Raw genomic sequence first — 15,316 nt, 5'->3', positions numbered from 1 at the left:
GAGGCTTCACTCCTTGGAGAAGGCGGCGCGAACGGAGCCCAGGCCCTCGATCGCCACGTCGAAGACGTCACCCGGCGCCACGGGCACCATCGGCCCGAGCGCGCCGGAGAGGATGGTGTCGCCGGCCCGCATCGGGTAGCCGGCCTTCGCCATCACCTGCGCCAGCCACAAAGTGGCGTTGAGCGGCGAGCCCATGCAGGCGGCGCCGGCGCCGACCGAGACCGGCTCGCCGGCCTTTTCCATCACCATGCCGCACAGGCGCGGGTCGAAATCGCCGAGGCGCACCGGGCGCGAGCCGAGCACGTAGAGGCCGGACGAGGCGTTGTCGGCGATCGTGTCGGTGATGCGGATGTCCCACTTGGCGACGCGGCTGCCGACGATCTCGATCGCCGGCACGGCGTAGTCGATCGCCCGGAAGAGATCGGCGACCGTCAGCTGCTCGCCGTCGAGATCGCGACCGAGGACGAAGGCGATCTCCGCCTCGACCTTGGGCTGCATCACGTCGGCGAGCGAGACGTCGAGCGCCTCGGGCCGGGCCATGTCGGCGAAGAGCATGCCGTAGTCGGGCTGGTCGACGCCGAGCTGCTTCTGCACCGCGAGCGAAGTGAGGCCGATCTTGCGGCCGACCAGACGGCGGCCGGCGTCGAGGGCGCGGCGGGTGTTGATCTCCTGCACCGCATAGGCGGCGGCGACGTCGCCGGCCTCGAGCAGATCGCGGATCGGCGCCACCGGCACGCCGGAGGTCCCGGCTTCGAACAACAGATCGGCCGCGCGGCGGATCGCTTCGGGAGAGGTGGTCATGGTATCGCTCTCGTTCGGGTGACGTCGAATGTCGTGCCATCGTCAGCCACGGCACCGGCGCGCGTGGGACGACGCCCACCCATTGCCGGGAGGGGCGGCGCATCACGCTTCTCACGGGGGTGGCTGCAGGATCGCGGAGGGATCAGGCCGTGATGGAGGACTCCACCTGCGGAGTCGAGGCCTGCGGGACCGAGGGAACCGCGGCGCCGGGGAGATACTGCAGCGGACGGCGCAGGCCCTCGGCAGCATTGCGAACGCGCATGGCACGAGCGACCGCCCGCCCCTCGTCGCTCAGCCAGCTGCGTTCGTGGCCCCAGATGCTCGGACCGACGGTCAGCTCCTCGGCCTGCCATCGGGCCGGATCGATGATGCGACCGCCCCAACCGTATTCGAGCAGAACATTCGACGGCGTGCGGACGTAGAACGACGTCATGTAGTCGTTCGAATGGCGCCCCAGGGTGACGCCGATGTCCTCTCCTCGGTCGAAGGCGAGGTCGTAGCCGTGGCCGACATCGTCGAACTGCTGCAGTTCCATCATCAGATGGTGGACGCCGGTGACGCCGGTCCCCACCAGCGCCAACGAGTGATGGCGCGGATTGACGTGGAGGAAATAGGCCGTGAACGGACTGAAGCAGTAGTCCGAGACGCCGAAGCCGAGCATCTCGGTATAGAAGCGCAACTGCGCTGGGAGATCGACGCAGGTCAGGACGGCATGGCCGAGACCGAGCGCGCCGGTTCGGAACCCCGCGATGTTGCGGCCGGGCGCGAACGGCGCGGCGGCGATCTCCGCCCCATGAAACAGTTCGACCCGATTGCCGTCGGGATCGAGGAACCAGATCATCTCGCGGACGCATCGCCGCGCGGCGAGACCGGCGTCGGCGCGGTGGACGGCGACACGCCTCGCCTCCAATCGTGCCGCCATGGCGTCGAGCGCCGAGGCGTCGGCGACCTCCCAACCGAAGTGCGGCGCGGCGTCGCCGGCGGCGACGTGCAGCCGGGCCCGTCGATCGTCCATACGGAAGGCGAGGGTCTCGGTGGATGCATCCGCCAGCTCGAGGCCGAGCAGATTGCGGCCGAAGTCGGCCCATTCAGAGAGGTCGGGCGCGGACAGGCCCACATATCCGAGCGAGAGAAGGGTCATCGAGGGACTCCGTACGGTGAGTTCAGGCGAGACGCCGCCATTCGAGGACGGCCGTGCGGGCCTCGCCGGTGCCGTCGTCGAGGCGAGCCGTCAACGCGAGCCGTTCGCCGTCGAAGCGGATCCGTCGCTTCTGCACGACCCCGGCCCAGTTCGGAAACGAGGCGATTTCCACCTCGTGGAAGACGGTGTCGCCCTCGACCCGATAGGGACCGGAATAGAACAGGCCGGTCTCATAGGCCCGAGCCTTCTCCTCGGTCGAGGCGTCCCATTGGCCGCCGGTGGTGAATTTCTGCCGATCCCCCGCCGTGATCATCGCAACCATCCGGCCGCCGCCGTATTGGATGAACCCGGTCGGTCGCTCGCCCATCGGCAAAACGACGCGGCCGTCGTCATAGTCCTGACGCCAGGCGAGAATGCCCCAACGCCCTTCGATGGCTGCGGCCGGCGAGCGCCGGGCGGCCTCCTTCGACGCGACACGCCCGAGAAGTTCGTGGACCACGCTCAGGAACTCGTCGCGACGCTCGATCTGCACCCAGTGGCCGCAGGCCTCGATCGGATGCAACGTCGCGTCGGGGAGCTTCTCCCGCAGCAACTCGGCGACCGCGAAGGGGATCACCCGGTCGTCGCGGCCGTGGACCACCGCCACCGGGACGTCGATGTGGGCGAGCGCCGCATCGTCGAGCGCGAGCATGTCGACGCCGCGCTGACGCGGTGGGGGAAACAGCTTCGCGAAACGATCCTGAACGTCCGCGCGGATGCTGGCGCGGTAGCGCATCTCGACGAGATCGTCCGTGATGATCGAGCCGTCGTAGGCGAAGGTATGGAGCAGATCGCGCATCGCCTCGAGCGAGGGGCGATAGCCCCAGACCTTCTCCAGCCCTTCACCGATCGGGAAGCTCGTGCCGACGGCCCCCATCAGCACCAGACCCGAGACACGTTCGGGATGGCGCGCGGCGGTGGCCAGGGCGACGGCCCCGCCGAAGGAATTGCCGATCAGCACGGCCCGTCCGATGCCGAGAGCGTCCATCAGTTCGACGATCTGGCGCACCCAGACGTCGGGCACCATCGGCAGATCGGGGTCCGTGGCGGTGTAGCCGAACCCGGCCATGTCCGGCGCGACCACCCGGTGGGAGGTTTCGAGCTCCGGAATGATCGTGCGCCAATTCGCCCAAGCGGTCACGCCGGGCCCCGATCCGTGGATCAGGAGGATCGGATCGCCCTGGCCCCGGTCGTGAAAATTGACGGACATGCCCTTTATCCGCAAGGACTTGGCGATTTCCGGGGAGGCCTGGGACATTCTGTTTCCTCTGTCGTGCGATAGGGTCGTTCAGGCGACCAATTTCGTATCACGTTCTTGATAATATCATATATTGTCAAGAATAAAATATGACTTGACATCATATCGCACATGATGGACACCCTGCTGGATCGGACCGAGGCGGGCCATGCGGGCCGGCCCGAGGAGGCGTTCCGTGCTGACGAAGAACACGCGACGATCACTGGCCAACGATCTGACGGATCGGCTGCGTGACGACATCCTGACGGGGCGCAAGACGCCGGGCGACTATCTGCGCCTTCAGAACATCGCCGACGAATTCGAGGTCAGCCTCAGCCCGATCCGTGAAAGCCTGTCGGTCCTCGCCTATGAGGGGCTGGTGTCGCCGGTCGGACAGCGTGGCTACAAGGTCGCCCCGCTGCTGCGCGAGGATCTGGTGGACGCGACGAAGGCGCGTGTCGCCCTCGAGACCCTGTGTCTGCGCGCGTCGATCGAACAGGGCGACGACGATTGGGAATCGGAGGTCGTGGCCAGCTTCTGGAAGCTGAACAAGCTGGAGACTTCGACCTGGACCGACTCCACACTCGCCGAGTGGGAGAAGCACCACCACAAGTTCCACGAGAGCCTGATCGGCGGATGCGGTTCGCCGATGCTGATCGAATTCTGCGGCATCGCTCGTCGTGTGACCGATCGCTTTCGCCGGATCTGTGTCCGTGAGAACGATCCCGATCGTAGCGTCTGGAACGAGCACGAGACCATCTTTCGGCTCACCATAGCGCGGCGGGCGGACGAAGCCGTCGCCGCCTTGGCGACCCACGTGAGCCGCACTTCGGAACGGATCCTCGCAACCTCCTTCTGATCAGGGATCAAATGAACGGGTGGCCAGCGGGCAACGTCGCGGTCCCGTCGAACAGGCCCGTGCCCGCCGAACGTCAGCGAAATTCGGGCGATTGTCGTGCCTCGGCGCCTCGCGTCGATTGGTCTACCCCCTGAAAAGTGGTCCCCACTGAAGTAGGCTATCGAACCTAAGTGAGGACGTTGGAATGCCCCAGAAGAAGCATAAGCCGGAAGATATCGTAGCGAAGCTGTGCGAGGTTGATGTTCTGTTGTCGCAAGGAAGATAGGCGCGACCGGCTCGATTCGGGTGATGGTCGCGATGAAGCCGGTCGGCTTCCGCAAGGGAGCGGACGGTTTGGCGGCTCTGGTGAGGGACGAGATCCGCGCCGATCCGTTCGACGGCGCCATCTACGTGTTCCGAGCGAAACGGGCCGATCGGGTGAAGCTGATCTGGTGGGACGGCATGGGCGTGTGCCTCTACGCCAAACGGTTCGAGGACGGCGAGTTCCAGTGGCCGACACCGCGCGGTGGGGCGATCCGCCTGACGCCGGCGCAACTGTCGGCACTGCTCGAGGGGCTCGATTGGCGTCGCGTGCATGACGCCCGATCGTTGCGGGCATCGCTCGCGCCGAGTTGATCCCCTGGGGGTCCAAGGATCGATGCCGGCCTCGAGCAGGCTCGTCGCGGCCGAGTGACGTAGCGTGTGTGGGGTGATGCGGCGATTGAGCCCGGTGTGTTCGGCGAGACGGCGTAGGCCTCGGCGAATGCGGTCGGTGGACATCCGGCCGCCGACCTCGGTTCGCAAGAGCGGCGTCGTGGGGGATGCGCGATGGAGACCGTGATCCCTGAGGAACGCGCGCAGTTCAAGGACCACCTCGCTCGACGTCAGGAACACCTGCCGTTCCCGATTGCCCTTGCCGCGGACCCGGAGCGTCCGGCGCTCGAGATCGATGTCGCCGACCCGCAAAGCCGTGAGTTCGGTCACGCGCATGCCGGTGGTGAAGAGCAGCAGCACCGCGAGCGCGATCGGCGCCGACGCTTGGCGGCGGCCGGTGAAGAGACGGCGCAGTTCTACTGCGGTGAGGCAGAGCGGCAGGCGCTTGGGCAGGCGGATCCGTACCTCGGCGGTTCGGAACGGTGAGGCAGCGATGTCGCCTTGCCGCTCGGCCCAGGCGAAGAGTGCGCGCAGGCAGGCGAGGCGTCGCTTCACCGTCGCCGGAGCTAGGCTGCGCGGGCCGATCAGCCATTCTGCATAGGCCGTTAGACCCGACGACGTCGTGGGCGAGGGATGCGAGCCATCGGCGAGGTACCGTCGCAGATCACCAAGATATCCTGGGTGTAAGCCTTGATCGTGTTGGCCGAGAGATCGCGGCCGGTGCGGCAGTGCCGCAGGAAGGCGGTGGAGACGGCGAGGATGTCCATGGGTTCGGCTCCGGAGAAGGACGGGAGAAAGATGGCGGGCAAGGTGCCTTAGCACAGCTGATATTCTTCCTCTGCCGACGCCGCCCTGACCGCGCGGCCTTCGAGGTCATTTCAACGAGACGAGCGCGCGACGCGGAGGTCGTCGTTTCCGGTAGAACGGAGTGGGCGGCGGCGAGGTCTGCGATGACGATGCCGTGCCGGTGATCGAAGAGGCCGAAGTCGCCGGATCGATCGGGCGGCCGACGGTCGCCGCGTCCCCTTGCGCGGATTGCCATCTCCAGCCATCTTGATGGCACAGACTTTCGCGCTCATGGTCCTGACGACGAGGAGATCGCGATGGCCGAACCACAACTGTCCGTCCGTAGTGCCAGGGCACGCGCTCTCGTGCATCGTTTCGCGCGCCGGGAGAACCGATCGATCACGGACGTGGTCGAACGGGCGCTCGAGGCCTATGAAGTCCGGGAAGCGGGTCGCGAACCGGCCTCGTCCTTCTATGGGCGCCTGTCGGCTCAGTCCGGTACGGACCTGGATCTCGAAGTCGTCGTTCGCGAGAGCCGTCGGACGCATTGGGGGATCTACCTTTGATCTTCCTGGATACGAACGTCGTCTCCGAAACCCTGAAGAAGGTGCCGGACGAGGCGGTGATCGCTTGGCTCGTCAGGCACGACGCGGAACTCGCGTTGCCGACTGTGACCATCGCCGAAATCGCCTACGGCATCGAGAAGATCCGGCCCGACCAGCGGGCCGCGCGGCTGGAGCAGGGGCTCGCCGATTGGAGCCGTCGTTTTGCCGACCGTATTTTCGGCCTGACCGAGAGCGCCGCGCTGGCCTATGGTGAGATCATGGGGCGGCAGTCCGTCAGGGGCGGCCGATGTCCGCGCCGGACGGAATGATCGCGGCGATCGCGCGCGTGAACGGCGCGCACCTGGCGACCCGCAATCTCGATGATTTCGCGACGACGGGGCTGGATCTGACGTCTCCCTGGGATTTCTGATCCGGGAATGCGTCGGCTTCGGTCTCTGCATCGTGACGGTGGGCCGAGGAGCGAACGGAGCTCGAACGCGGGGGCGAGCGATGGCCGGTGAGCGGAAGATCTGGGCGCAGGCGTCGTCCAAGGCGGACAAGGCGAGGATCTCCGCCCGTTGTGAAGAGTTCATCGTCCGGGTTCTGGTGCCGCGCTTCCTGCCCGAGATCCGGCTGACACCGTTCAACTACCCTATCGCCCTGATGGGTCGATGGCGAGGCGAGCGTTTCAGCTGCATTCAACGATATCGTTCCGGCTTTCCCGAAAACGCCGGCGAGGAGTTCGACGTCGGCTTCGCACGCCTCGATCACGTGGGCGGCGAGCGCTTCGATTTGATGTGGCATCGCCACACCGGGCAGTGGCTGTGCCTCCATCCGAGGCTGACGCTGGCCGAAGCGCTGGAAGCCATCGAAACCGAGGAACTGGCCCAGCCGCGATGACGCCTCGCTTCGACATCGATGCGATCCGCCGCAAGGCGGGCGACGACGTCTTCACCCGTGGCGAGGCCTATTTCACCGAGGGTCGGGTGAGCATCGTCGACATTGGCCCGGACCACGTGCGGGCGCGTGTATCCGGCAACGAGACCTATCGCACCATCCTCACCGGACGAGGCGATCGGCGGTGAATGCTCCTGCCCGGCCTTCAGTGATCAGGGGTTCTGCAAACACCTGGTGGCGACGGCGCTCGCCGCAGCCGAGCCGCAGGACGACGGCGGGCCGGTGGCGCGGATCAGAACTTGGCTTTCGACCCGGGACCCGGCGGCTCCGATCGATTTCCTCGTCGAGCAGGCCGAACGCGACGACGGCTTGTTTCGCCGCCTGGACATGATGGCGAGCGCGGCCTCGGGTGGCGACGAGACGGTGTCGGTGCGCCTGCGGGAGGCGATCACAGCAGCGACGGCGACCGGCCGCTTCATCGATCATCATGAGGCGAAGGACTGGGCGTGCGGCGTCGAGGATGCCCTCGATCTCGTCGCGACACTGGTTCCCGCCGGCCGTGCCGTCGTCGCGCGGCAACTGGCGGACGATGCGCTCGCGCGGATCGAAGCGGCGCTCGGCCGGATCGACGATTCCGGCGGTTGGTGTTCCGGTCTTCTGGAGCAGGCTCGAGACATCCATCTCGCCGCCTGCAAGGCCGCGCCGCCCGAGCGGATCGCGCTGGCCGAGGATCTCTTCGCTCGCGAGATCGGGAGTGAATGGGGGACGTTCGACGGAGCCGCCGAGACTTACGCCGATGTTCTGGGCGAGGCGGGTCTCACGGCCTATCGCGAGCTCGCCGCCGCGGCATGGGAGAAGATCCCGCCGGTCGAGGCGAGGCGAACCGCCCGCGACGACTTTTCGCCGAGACACGATCGGTTGATGCGGATCCTCGATCATTTTGCCGCGTGCGCCGGCGACGTCGAGACCCGCATCGCGCTGCGGAGCCGCGATCTGTCGTCGCCTTGGCATTTTCTGGACCTCGCCCGGTTCTGTCTGGAGCAGGGACGCGAGGCGGACGCGCTGCGTCACGCCGAGGAGGGGCTGTGGCTGTTCGGGGACGATCCACCGGATGAGCGGTTGATCACTTTCGTCGCGGAACGGCATCTGGCCGCCGGTGCGACCAATGCCGCGCTGGCGGTACTGCAACGCGCGTTCGAACGGCGGCCGAACGCAGGCCTCTATCGGCGTCTGCGCGCGGTCGGCGGCGAGGTGGCGCGTGACCGGGCGCTCGCCGTTCTTCGGACGAAGCTCGATCAGGCCCCGCCGCGAACCCGCTGGAGCGCTCCCGCCGACCTGCTGATCGAGGTGCCGACGGCGGAGGGGCTGTTCGCCGAAGCGTGGGATGCCGTGCGCGCCCATGGCGTGACCGGCCGCCTCGCTTTTGCTCTCGCCGAACGCAGCGAGACGAGCCATCCCGGCGAGGCGCTCGCCGTCTACACCACCCGCGTCGACGAACTGGCTTCCGCTGGGGGCAACGGCAATTACGAAGAAGCATGCCGTCTGATCGCCGGAATGGCGCGTTTGTGCAGCGCCGAGGATCAGGCCGGCCACGTCGGCCGCCTACGTGTGAAGTTCAAGGCCAAGCGGAACTTCATCAAGATCCTCGGCGGATGAGGCGCAGGGGGCGTCGAACTGAGCTCGGAGTCGACCGTCGTTGATCGGCTCAAGGTTTCAACAGTGCGATCACGACGGCGCCGTCTAGCGTCGCCGGAATCCAGATCTCGTTCTTCGAGACGTCGACGGCGAGCCGAGCGATGGTGCCGGCCGTCAACGGATCGATCGCCCGTCAGTCGGAGACCACCATCGAGTGGTCGGGCAGGAGCGGGAGGCCGTCGAGAATGCCGTGCGGCCCCCGCTTGAGCTTGCGCGACGGATGAGGGCTTCGATCTGATGTGGCATTGCGATACGGGGCAGCGGCCGCGCCTTCCTCCGAGGCTCACCTCGGCCGAAACGTCGCGTGCTGCCCAGACTGAGGAATTGATCAGCTGCGAAGATGGCGGTTCGAGTGAGGTATGCCCAAAAAGCACCACCATAAGGCCGGTTCGAATAAGCTACATTGACCATTCAAAGCGAACCGATAGGATAAGACCATCCTAAGCGAACTGGGCGACAGCAAAAATGCACGCGCGCGCCTACCTCAGAGCCTCCACCGACCAACAGGACGCTCTCCGTGCCAAGCAGCAGGTCTTCGACTTCGCTACGGAACGTGACATCCCGGTCGTCGGGCTCTATGTCGAAAACGAGAGCGGCGCCAAGCTGGCCCGCCCGGAACTGTTCCGGCTTCTCGCGGACAGCCGCCCCGGCGACATTCTCTTGATCGAGCAGGTCGACCGTCTGTCGCGTCTGACTTCGGCCGACTGGCAGCGGCTTCGATCGGAACTGGACGCCCGGCAGATCCGTGTGGTTGCTCTCGACCTGCCGACCTCCTGGATGCTGACCTCCTCTGCCGACGAGTTCACGGCGCGCATGTTCGCGGCGGTCAACGCGATGATGCTCGACGTTCTCGCAGCCGTCGCGCGGAAGGACTACGAGGACCGGCGCCGTCGCCAAGCGCAGGGGCAGGCTCGAGCCAAGGCGGAGGGCAAGTACACGGGCCGGGTCGAGAACGTGGCCCGAAATGCTGGTCTCGCGACCATGCTACAGGCCGGCGCATCGTGGTCGACCATCCAAGCGGCGACCGGATGCAGTCGATCGACGATCGCCAAGATCGCGAAGCGGAACCGTGCCGCCAAGTGAGTTCGGGGAGGATTGGCCCCGGGATGCTCTTCGTCACGGGTCGGTGGCAGACTGACGCGGACGCCCGATCGGCCGCGGCCCGGTCGTTCGCCGTGTCTCCGCAGCTTTGCTCGCAACTCCGGCGATGACCGTCGAGTCGGCCAACTCCATCGATGCCGATTTGCCGCATCATTACGCCTCGGCCGGGCACGAACAGCCGAGGCATGAAGGGCCGACCATCCCGACGATGGTCACCGGCTTGCACCGTGAAGTGCTATCGGTTAGATCGAATCCAGGGGGTCTCGCGCGACTACCCCGTGAGGCCTCGGCCCAAAGATCGCGTCCACCGACCTTGCAAGAGGGATGGACGCACATGCCTTCCAACACCGAGATTTCCGCCGCCCAGCTCGCGCGGCTCGTCGGTACACCCGCTGCGCCTGCCGTCATCGACGTGCGCACCGCCGAGGACGTCGCGGCCGACCCGCGATCTCTGCCCGCCGCCGATCACCGCGACCCGCGCGCCATCGAGACCTGGGCGCGGCTCTACGCCGGTCGGCAGGTCGTGGTGACCTGCCAGAAGGGTGGCAAGCTCGCACAGGGCACCGCCGCGCGACTGCGCGCCGAGGGCATCCGTGCCGAAACGCTGGAGGGTGGCTTCGAGGCATGGCGCGACGGCGGCGCGCTCCTCGTGACCCGGTCGGTGCTGCAGACCCGCGACGACCAGGGCCGCGCCGTCTGGGTCACCCGTGCCCGCCCGAAGATCGATCGCATCGCCTGTCCCTGGTTGATCCGCCGCTTCGTCGATCCCCGCGCGGTCTTTCTCTACGTCGATGCGGCGGAGGTGTCGGCCGTCGCCGAGGTATTCGGCGCCACGCCCTTCGACATCGACGGCGCCTTCTGGAGCCATCGCGGCGAGCGCTGCACCTTCGACACGATGCTCGACGAGTTTGGCCTCGCCTCGGAGGCGCTCGCCCGTCTCGCGACGATCGTCCGCGGCGCCGACACCGATCGCCACGACCTCGCCCCCCAGGCGGCGGGCCTCCTCGCCGCCTCGCTCGGTTTGTCACGCATGTATCGTGACGACCTCGAACAACTCGACGCCAGCATGGCCCTCTATGACGCGCTCTATCGCTGGTGCCGCGACGCGGTCGAGGAGACCCATGACTGGCCTGCCTCTCGGGGACGGAAGTGAGGAGGCCGCCATGACCGACACCGTCTCCTCCCCCGCCGATCGCAGCGAGCGCCCGGCGGCCCCGAGCCTCGCCGGGGCCGCCGCCCTGTGGCTGAAGATCGGCTGTCTGAGTTTCGGCGGCCCTGCTGGGCAAATCGCCCTAATGCACCGCGAACTGGTCGAGGAGCGGCGCTGGATCTCCGAGCGCCGCTATCTCCACGCCCTCAACTACTGCATGGTGCTGCCCGGACCGGAGGCGCAGCAACTCGCCACCTACATCGGCTGGCTGATGCACCGCACGCTCGGCGGCATCGTCGCCGGCGGGCTCTTCGTCCTGCCGTCGCTGTTCGTGCTGATCGCGCTTTCGTGGATCTACTGCGCCTTCGGCGACGTGCCGCTGGTCGCGGGCCTGTTCTTCGGCATCAAGCCGGCGGTCACCGCCATCGTCCTCCAGGCCACTCACCGGATCGGCATGCGGGCCTTGAAGAACCGCGTGCTGTGGGGGATCGCTGCGGCCTCCTTCGTCGCGATCATCCTCCTCGACGTGCCGTTCCCCGCCATCGTCGGCCTGGCTGCGCTCGTCGGCTGGGTCGGCTCACGGGTCCTGCCGCGGGCCTTCCACGTCGGCGGCGGTCACGGCGCGGCGGGCAAGAGTTGGGGTGTCGCGCTCATCGACGACGCGACGCCGCCGCCGCCCCATGCCCGGTTCTCCTGGGGGCGTCTCGCTGTGGTGTCGATCGGCGGCTTCGTCCTTTGGTTGGCACCGATGGCGAGCCTGACGGCGGCCTTCGGCTGGGACCACACGATGACGCAGATGGGCTGGTTCTTCACCAAGGCAGCACTGCTCACCTTCGGCGGCGCCTATGCGGTGCTGCCTTACGTCAACCAGGGCGCCGTCGGCCACTATCATTGGCTGACCCCGACTCAGATGATCGACGGTCTGGCGCTCGGCGAGACGACGCCGGGACCGCTGATCATGGTGGTGACCTTCGTCGGCTTCGTCGGCGGCTGGACTCAGGCGCCGTTCGGGCCGGAGGCGAAGCTCGTCGCGGCGCTGGCCGGGGCGGTGCTGGTGACCTGGTTCACCTTCCTGCCGTCCTTCGTCTTCATCCTCGTCGGCGGGCCGCTGGTGGAAAGCACTCACGGCAACATCGAATTCACCGCACCGCTGACCGCGATCACCGCGGCAGTGGTCGGGGTGATCCTGAACCTCGCGCTGTTCTTCGGCTGGCACGTGCTGTGGCCGGACGGCTGGGCCGGGCGGTTCGATTGGATCTCCGCCGCGATGGCGCTCGGTGCGGCGGTAGCGCTCTTCCGCTTCCGTCGGAACGTGGTCACCGTGATCGCGGTCTGCGGGGCGATCGGATTGGCGGCGTCTCTCTTGCGTTGAGGCGCCGACTTCGGCACTCCGTCGGAGTGGAGTTGGAAACAATCCGATCTCGGGAGTGAACGATGGAGCATGGCGACGGTAACCGACATGCTCACCTCTGGCCCGGTGTGCCGCTGGCGCTCTCCTCGGCGGAGCTGTTCGGCGCGACGCCGCCGGTGGCGAAGCTTCTCCTCGCCGAGATCTCGCCCTTCCTGCTCGCGGGTCTCCTCTATCTCGGCGCCGGCCTCGGCCTTGCCGTCGTCGAAGCGGTGCGGAGCCTGTCGGACGCGGCAAAGACCGAGGAAGCGAAGATCTCGCGCGCCGATCTGCCCTGGTTGGCAGCGGCGATCCTCGCCGGGGGTATCGTCGCGCCGGTGCTGTTGATGTCGGGTCTGGCCCGCACGACCGCCTCGAGCGGTGCGCTCCTCCTCAATCTCGAGGGGCTCGCGACCATGGCGATCGCTTGGATCGTCTTCCGCGAGAATGTCGATCGGCGACTGCTCCTCGGCGCCGCCGCGATCCTGGCGGGCGCCGTCGTCCTTTCCTGGACCGGCGAGGGCGTGTCGCTCGACGTCGGTGGGCTCCTGGTCGCCGGCGCCTGCCTCGCCTGGGGCATCGACAACAACCTGACCCGCCGGGTCTCGGCGGCGGATCCCGTTCGCATCACCATCTGGAAGGGCCTCGTCGCCGGATCGGTGAACGTCGCCCTCGCCTTGGCGAGCGGCAACGCAATGCCGTCGCCGATGCAGATGGCGCTCGCCGGACTGCTCGGTTTCTTCGCCGTCGGTGTCAGTCTCGTGCTCTTCATCCGGGCATTGCGCCATCTCGGGTCGGCCCGCACCGGCGCCTATTTCTCGCTCGCCCCCTTCATCGGTGCGCTGTTGGCGGTCGGCCTCTTCGGTGAGCCGGTGACGCCACAAATCGGCCTCGCCGCCATCCTCATGGCAACCGGTCTGTGGCTACATCTGACCGAACGCCACAAGCACGACCACACCCATGAAGAGACCGAGCACGACCACGTGCATTCTCACTACGAACACCACGACCATACTCACGAAGGGCTGGTGAGCGAGCCTCACGCCCATCTCCACCGGCATGCGCCGCTGGTTCACGCCCACGTCCACTACCCCGATCTCCATCACAGGCACGGCCATTGACGCGGGTCCCCAGAAGGCCCCGACATTGGATACGTAAGGAGCCGCGCAGGGGCTCCGCAAAGATACCACGGCTCAAGCGGCTCTCGGTCGGCGGCGCTCTCCGACCCGAAGCGGTCACCCGACGCCGGGCCATTCGGTGGTCGCATTTCTCGCCAGTTCTTCGTTGTCGCAGACCAGAACAAGCTGACTATGATGGTCGGAGTACTGAACCAGTATGTTCACGCCTGCTTCGGCCAATGCGCGCGAGATCGCGCCCAACTGGCCGGGTGTGCCCTGCTTGAGCTTTCGAATGATCGGCTCACGGATTGTTATAACCGCAATCCCAGCGTCTTTTGCAGTACGGGCTGCGGCCTTGCCATCGCGGAACAGGAAGTGTGCGATGGACGTCCCGCCGTGGCTGAATACCCCTCCACCTTCGAAAGGGATTCCGGCGCGGCCCATCGCCTCGCCAAGCTCTGCCAGCGCACCGGGACGGTTTTCCAGATGAAACTCAAGGTCAAACATGATCGGAGTTCTCATTGTGGATCGCGCGGCTGTCGGTCGGAGCCTCGGCACGGGCGGACATGCTATAGTCCCGCGTCACCGCAGCGATACGCAGATGGTAATCGGCAAAAACGTGATCGCGGCCAGCGGCCTGCACACGCCGGTGTTCCGGCAGGTTTCGCCAGGTCGCGACTGCCGCCTCGTCGCGCCAGAAGGACAGCGACAGAACCTTGCCGGGATTTGTCAGGCTCTGGAACCGTTCGATGGAGATGAAGCCATCGAGGTCTGCCAAAAGCGGACGCAGTTCAGCCGCCAGATCGAGATACTCGGTCTGTGCCTCACCGGGAACCCAAGCCTCGAAGATGACCGCGATCATGCGCGCACCCCATGCGGGGCCGAGGCCAGTTTAACAAACAGGCGGCTTTCGCACCGGATGAATCCTTCGCGTTTGGCGAACTCGTAATTCTCGCGTCCAAGCGGGTCTGCCGCCAATCGTGCGCGATAGACCTCATATTCTGCCAATGACGGCAACGAATAAATGCCGTAGGCGGTCGAAGTAGACCCTTCATGCGGAGCGAAATAGCCGATCAGTTCAGCACCGCAGCGCGGGCTGCATTCTCCCCAGATGCGGGCGTATTGCGCGAAGAGTTCGCGCCGGTTCGGGTCGATGTCATAGGTGATGACGCAGGTAATCATGGGCTTGGCCTTTCTTGCTGAAACCGAGCCTAGCCGATTGGATGCTACAAAAGGTTCGGCTATGATCGAACTATGAGAGAAGGACCTGATATCGCCCGTGTCGCCGCCCTTGTGGCCGATCCTGCGCGCAGCGCGATGTTGATTGGGCTGATGGATGGACGTGCCCTGACCGCGACCGAACTTGCGGGCGTTGGCGGCATCACGAAGCAAACCGCCAGCTCTCACCTTGCCAAATTGGTGGATGGTGAGGTGCTGGTCGTCGAGGCGCAGGGACGGCACCGCTACTTCCGTCTGGCGGGCCCGCATGTTGCCAGCCTGATTGAAGCACTTATGGTGTTTTCCAGCGATGCTGCGCCCCCGTTGCGGACCGGCCCGTGTGATCCTGCGCTGCGTAAGGCCCGCATCTGCTACGATCATCTGGCTGGAGAGATGGGGGTCCGGCTTTTCGAGCAGATGCTGGCGGATGAGTGGTTGGCGGATGATTTGACCGTGACCAGCTACGGCAGAGAAAAGCTGGCTGAGATCGGGCTGAATATTGAGAACCTTCCGCTAAGCAATCGTCCCCTGTGCCGTGCCTGCCTCGACTGGAGCCAGCGACGACAGCATCTGGCCGGGCGGCTAGGTCCTGTTGACGAATAAGCGTATCCATAGGCGGACGGCGGCGATGAGGACGAAGCCGAGATAGCTGTCGGCGGTCTTGTCGTAGCGGGTGGCGAGGCGGCGCCAGTTCTTCAACCTGTTGAAG

Annotated in this window: 17 protein-coding genes and 4 pseudogenes; 12 read left to right on the top strand and 9 right to left on the bottom strand. The window is 66.3% G+C overall.

What is annotated here, in order from left to right:
* Positions 1 to 6: 6 nt before the first annotated feature.
* The 3 genes from J3S89_RS15045 to J3S89_RS15035 form a co-directional block, all read right to left on the bottom strand.
* On the bottom strand, positions 7 to 801 hold the full coding sequence (locus J3S89_RS15045) for a 2-keto-4-pentenoate hydratase (RefSeq protein ID WP_217928512.1): 795 nt from the start codon (positions 799 to 801) through the stop codon (positions 7 to 9).
* Between the two features lie 142 nt (positions 802 to 943).
* Positions 944 to 1,942 carry a VOC family protein gene (locus J3S89_RS15040; protein ID WP_217928511.1) on the bottom strand — a complete coding sequence of 333 codons (999 nt, stop codon included), beginning with the start codon at positions 1,940 to 1,942 and terminating at the stop codon, positions 944 to 946.
* A 22-nt stretch (positions 1,943 to 1,964) separates the two neighbouring features.
* Positions 1,965 to 3,239 (bottom strand): alpha/beta fold hydrolase, encoded by a 1,275-nt coding sequence (locus J3S89_RS15035; RefSeq protein WP_217928510.1) that lies wholly within the window; start codon positions 3,237 to 3,239, stop codon positions 1,965 to 1,967.
* Between the two features lie 175 nt (positions 3,240 to 3,414).
* On the opposite strand from J3S89_RS15035, the gene J3S89_RS15030 reads away from it, so the two are divergent.
* Positions 3,415 to 4,077: a GntR family transcriptional regulator gene (locus tag J3S89_RS15030; RefSeq protein ID WP_217928509.1), complete on the top strand. Its 663-nt coding sequence runs from the start codon at positions 3,415 to 3,417 to the stop codon at positions 4,075 to 4,077.
* Positions 4,078 to 4,365: 288 nt separating this feature from the next.
* Positions 4,366 to 4,692 carry an IS66 family insertion sequence element accessory protein TnpB gene (gene tnpB / locus J3S89_RS15025; RefSeq protein ID WP_217928507.1) on the top strand — a complete coding sequence of 109 codons (327 nt, stop codon included), beginning with the start codon at positions 4,366 to 4,368 and terminating at the stop codon, positions 4,690 to 4,692.
* Between the two features lie 75 nt (positions 4,693 to 4,767).
* Here the strand turns inward: tnpB and J3S89_RS23660 are convergent.
* Both J3S89_RS23660 and J3S89_RS23165 read right to left on the bottom strand, forming a co-directional pair.
* A pseudogene (locus J3S89_RS23660) lies at positions 4,768 to 5,265 on the bottom strand (tyrosine-type recombinase/integrase); the annotation flags it as partial.
* A gap of 50 nt (positions 5,266 to 5,315) precedes the next feature.
* Positions 5,316 to 5,477 carry a hypothetical protein gene (locus J3S89_RS23165; RefSeq protein ID WP_230488944.1) on the bottom strand — a complete coding sequence of 54 codons (162 nt, stop codon included), beginning with the start codon at positions 5,475 to 5,477 and terminating at the stop codon, positions 5,316 to 5,318.
* A 336-nt stretch (positions 5,478 to 5,813) separates the two neighbouring features.
* Here J3S89_RS23165 and J3S89_RS15015 point away from each other — a divergent pair, with 336 nt between their 5' ends.
* The 9 genes and pseudogenes from J3S89_RS15015 (at position 5,814) to J3S89_RS14975 (ending at position 13,392) form a co-directional block, all read left to right on the top strand.
* A complete protein-coding gene (locus tag J3S89_RS15015) occupies positions 5,814 to 6,062 on the top strand; it encodes a type II toxin-antitoxin system VapB family antitoxin (protein WP_217928505.1) in 249 nt (82 codons plus the stop codon).
* Positions 6,059 to 6,471, top strand: a pseudogene (locus J3S89_RS15010) (PIN domain-containing protein). The gene J3S89_RS15015 and the pseudogene J3S89_RS15010 overlap by 4 nt, the downstream one beginning before the upstream one ends.
* A gap of 80 nt (positions 6,472 to 6,551) precedes the next feature.
* Positions 6,552 to 6,941 (top strand): DUF3024 domain-containing protein, encoded by a 390-nt coding sequence (locus J3S89_RS15005; protein WP_217928503.1) that lies wholly within the window; start codon positions 6,552 to 6,554, stop codon positions 6,939 to 6,941.
* Positions 6,938 to 7,126: a hypothetical protein gene (locus J3S89_RS15000; protein WP_217928501.1), complete on the top strand. Its 189-nt coding sequence runs from the start codon at positions 6,938 to 6,940 to the stop codon at positions 7,124 to 7,126. Before J3S89_RS15005 ends, J3S89_RS15000 begins: the two co-directional genes overlap by 4 nt.
* A complete protein-coding gene (locus tag J3S89_RS14995) occupies positions 7,068 to 8,594 on the top strand; it encodes an SWIM zinc finger family protein (RefSeq protein WP_217928499.1) in 1,527 nt (508 codons plus the stop codon). The genes J3S89_RS15000 and J3S89_RS14995 overlap by 59 nt, the downstream gene beginning before the upstream one ends.
* 504 nt (positions 8,595 to 9,098) lie before the next feature.
* Entirely contained in the window at positions 9,099 to 9,716 is a 618-nt protein-coding gene (locus J3S89_RS14990) for a recombinase family protein (protein WP_217928497.1), read from the top strand.
* 352 nt (positions 9,717 to 10,068) lie between these two features.
* A complete protein-coding gene (locus tag J3S89_RS14985) occupies positions 10,069 to 10,887 on the top strand; it encodes a chromate resistance protein ChrB domain-containing protein (RefSeq protein WP_217928569.1) in 819 nt (272 codons plus the stop codon).
* A gap of 10 nt (positions 10,888 to 10,897) precedes the next feature.
* Positions 10,898 to 12,256: a chromate efflux transporter gene (chrA, locus tag J3S89_RS14980; RefSeq protein WP_217928495.1), complete on the top strand. Its 1,359-nt coding sequence runs from the start codon at positions 10,898 to 10,900 to the stop codon at positions 12,254 to 12,256.
* 62 nt (positions 12,257 to 12,318) lie between these two features.
* Positions 12,319 to 13,392 carry a DMT family transporter gene (locus tag J3S89_RS14975; RefSeq protein ID WP_217928494.1) on the top strand — a complete coding sequence of 358 codons (1,074 nt, stop codon included), beginning with the start codon at positions 12,319 to 12,321 and terminating at the stop codon, positions 13,390 to 13,392.
* A 114-nt stretch (positions 13,393 to 13,506) separates the two neighbouring features.
* Here the strand turns inward: J3S89_RS14975 and J3S89_RS14970 are convergent, their stop codons facing one another.
* The 3 genes from J3S89_RS14970 to J3S89_RS14960 are packed head-to-tail and all read right to left on the bottom strand — an operon-like array spanning position 13,507 to position 14,571.
* Positions 13,507 to 13,896 carry an ACT domain-containing protein gene (locus tag J3S89_RS14970; protein ID WP_217928493.1) on the bottom strand — a complete coding sequence of 130 codons (390 nt, stop codon included), beginning with the start codon at positions 13,894 to 13,896 and terminating at the stop codon, positions 13,507 to 13,509.
* Positions 13,889 to 14,251 (bottom strand): antibiotic biosynthesis monooxygenase family protein, encoded by a 363-nt coding sequence (locus J3S89_RS14965; protein ID WP_217928491.1) that lies wholly within the window; start codon positions 14,249 to 14,251, stop codon positions 13,889 to 13,891. The genes J3S89_RS14970 and J3S89_RS14965 overlap by 8 nt, the downstream gene beginning before the upstream one ends.
* Complete coding sequence (locus tag J3S89_RS14960; RefSeq protein ID WP_217928489.1) at positions 14,248 to 14,571, bottom strand: NIPSNAP family protein; 324 nt, start codon at positions 14,569 to 14,571, stop codon at positions 14,248 to 14,250. Before J3S89_RS14960 ends, J3S89_RS14965 begins: the two co-directional genes overlap by 4 nt.
* 72 nt (positions 14,572 to 14,643) lie before the next feature.
* Between J3S89_RS14960 and J3S89_RS14955 the strand changes: the two are divergent.
* A pseudogene (locus J3S89_RS14955) lies at positions 14,644 to 15,195 on the top strand (ArsR/SmtB family transcription factor); the annotation flags it as partial.
* On the opposite strand, the pseudogene J3S89_RS14950 reads toward J3S89_RS14955, so the two are convergent.
* A pseudogene (locus J3S89_RS14950) lies at positions 15,190 to 15,316 on the bottom strand (IS5 family transposase); the annotation flags it as partial. The pseudogenes J3S89_RS14955 and J3S89_RS14950 sit on opposite strands and share 6 nt — an antisense overlap.

This window comes from Pinisolibacter aquiterrae (assembly GCF_019160155.1).
Lineage (GTDB): Bacteria > Pseudomonadota > Alphaproteobacteria > Rhizobiales > Ancalomicrobiaceae > Pinisolibacter > Pinisolibacter aquiterrae.
Note: the sequence above shows the minus strand (reverse complement) of the source record. Positions and strands in the feature narration are given on the sequence as shown.

What these genes read in the sequence shown, in the direction of transcription:
- J3S89_RS15015 (WP_217928505.1), top strand. Translation starts at nt 5,814, where the DNA reads ATGGCCGAACCACAACTGTCCGTCCGTAGTGCCAGGGCACGCGCTCTC.
- J3S89_RS14990 (WP_217928497.1), top strand. Translation starts at nt 9,099, where the DNA reads ATGCACGCGCGCGCCTACCTCAGAGCCTCCACCGACCAACAGGACGCT.
- chrA (WP_217928495.1), top strand. Translation starts at nt 10,898, where the DNA reads ATGACCGACACCGTCTCCTCCCCCGCCGATCGCAGCGAGCGCCCGGCG.
- J3S89_RS14965 (WP_217928491.1), bottom strand. Translation starts at nt 14,251, where the DNA reads ATGATCGCGGTCATCTTCGAGGCTTGGGTTCCCGGTGAGGCACAGACC.
- J3S89_RS15045 (WP_217928512.1), bottom strand. Translation starts at nt 801, where the DNA reads ATGACCACCTCTCCCGAAGCGATCCGCCGCGCGGCCGATCTGTTGTTC.
- J3S89_RS15040 (WP_217928511.1), bottom strand. Translation starts at nt 1,942, where the DNA reads ATGACCCTTCTCTCGCTCGGATATGTGGGCCTGTCCGCGCCCGACCTC.
- J3S89_RS14985 (WP_217928569.1), top strand. Translation starts at nt 10,069, where the DNA reads ATGCCTTCCAACACCGAGATTTCCGCCGCCCAGCTCGCGCGGCTCGTC.
- J3S89_RS14970 (WP_217928493.1), bottom strand. Translation starts at nt 13,896, where the DNA reads ATGTTTGACCTTGAGTTTCATCTGGAAAACCGTCCCGGTGCGCTGGCA.
- J3S89_RS14960 (WP_217928489.1), bottom strand. Translation starts at nt 14,571, where the DNA reads ATGATTACCTGCGTCATCACCTATGACATCGACCCGAACCGGCGCGAA.
- tnpB (WP_217928507.1), top strand. Translation starts at nt 4,366, where the DNA reads ATGGTCGCGATGAAGCCGGTCGGCTTCCGCAAGGGAGCGGACGGTTTG.
- J3S89_RS15000 (WP_217928501.1), top strand. Translation starts at nt 6,938, where the DNA reads ATGACGCCTCGCTTCGACATCGATGCGATCCGCCGCAAGGCGGGCGAC.
- J3S89_RS15005 (WP_217928503.1), top strand. Translation starts at nt 6,552, where the DNA reads ATGGCCGGTGAGCGGAAGATCTGGGCGCAGGCGTCGTCCAAGGCGGAC.
- J3S89_RS15035 (WP_217928510.1), bottom strand. Translation starts at nt 3,239, where the DNA reads ATGTCCCAGGCCTCCCCGGAAATCGCCAAGTCCTTGCGGATAAAGGGC.
- J3S89_RS14975 (WP_217928494.1), top strand. Translation starts at nt 12,319, where the DNA reads ATGGAGCATGGCGACGGTAACCGACATGCTCACCTCTGGCCCGGTGTG.
- J3S89_RS23165 (WP_230488944.1), bottom strand. Translation starts at nt 5,477, where the DNA reads ATGGACATCCTCGCCGTCTCCACCGCCTTCCTGCGGCACTGCCGCACC.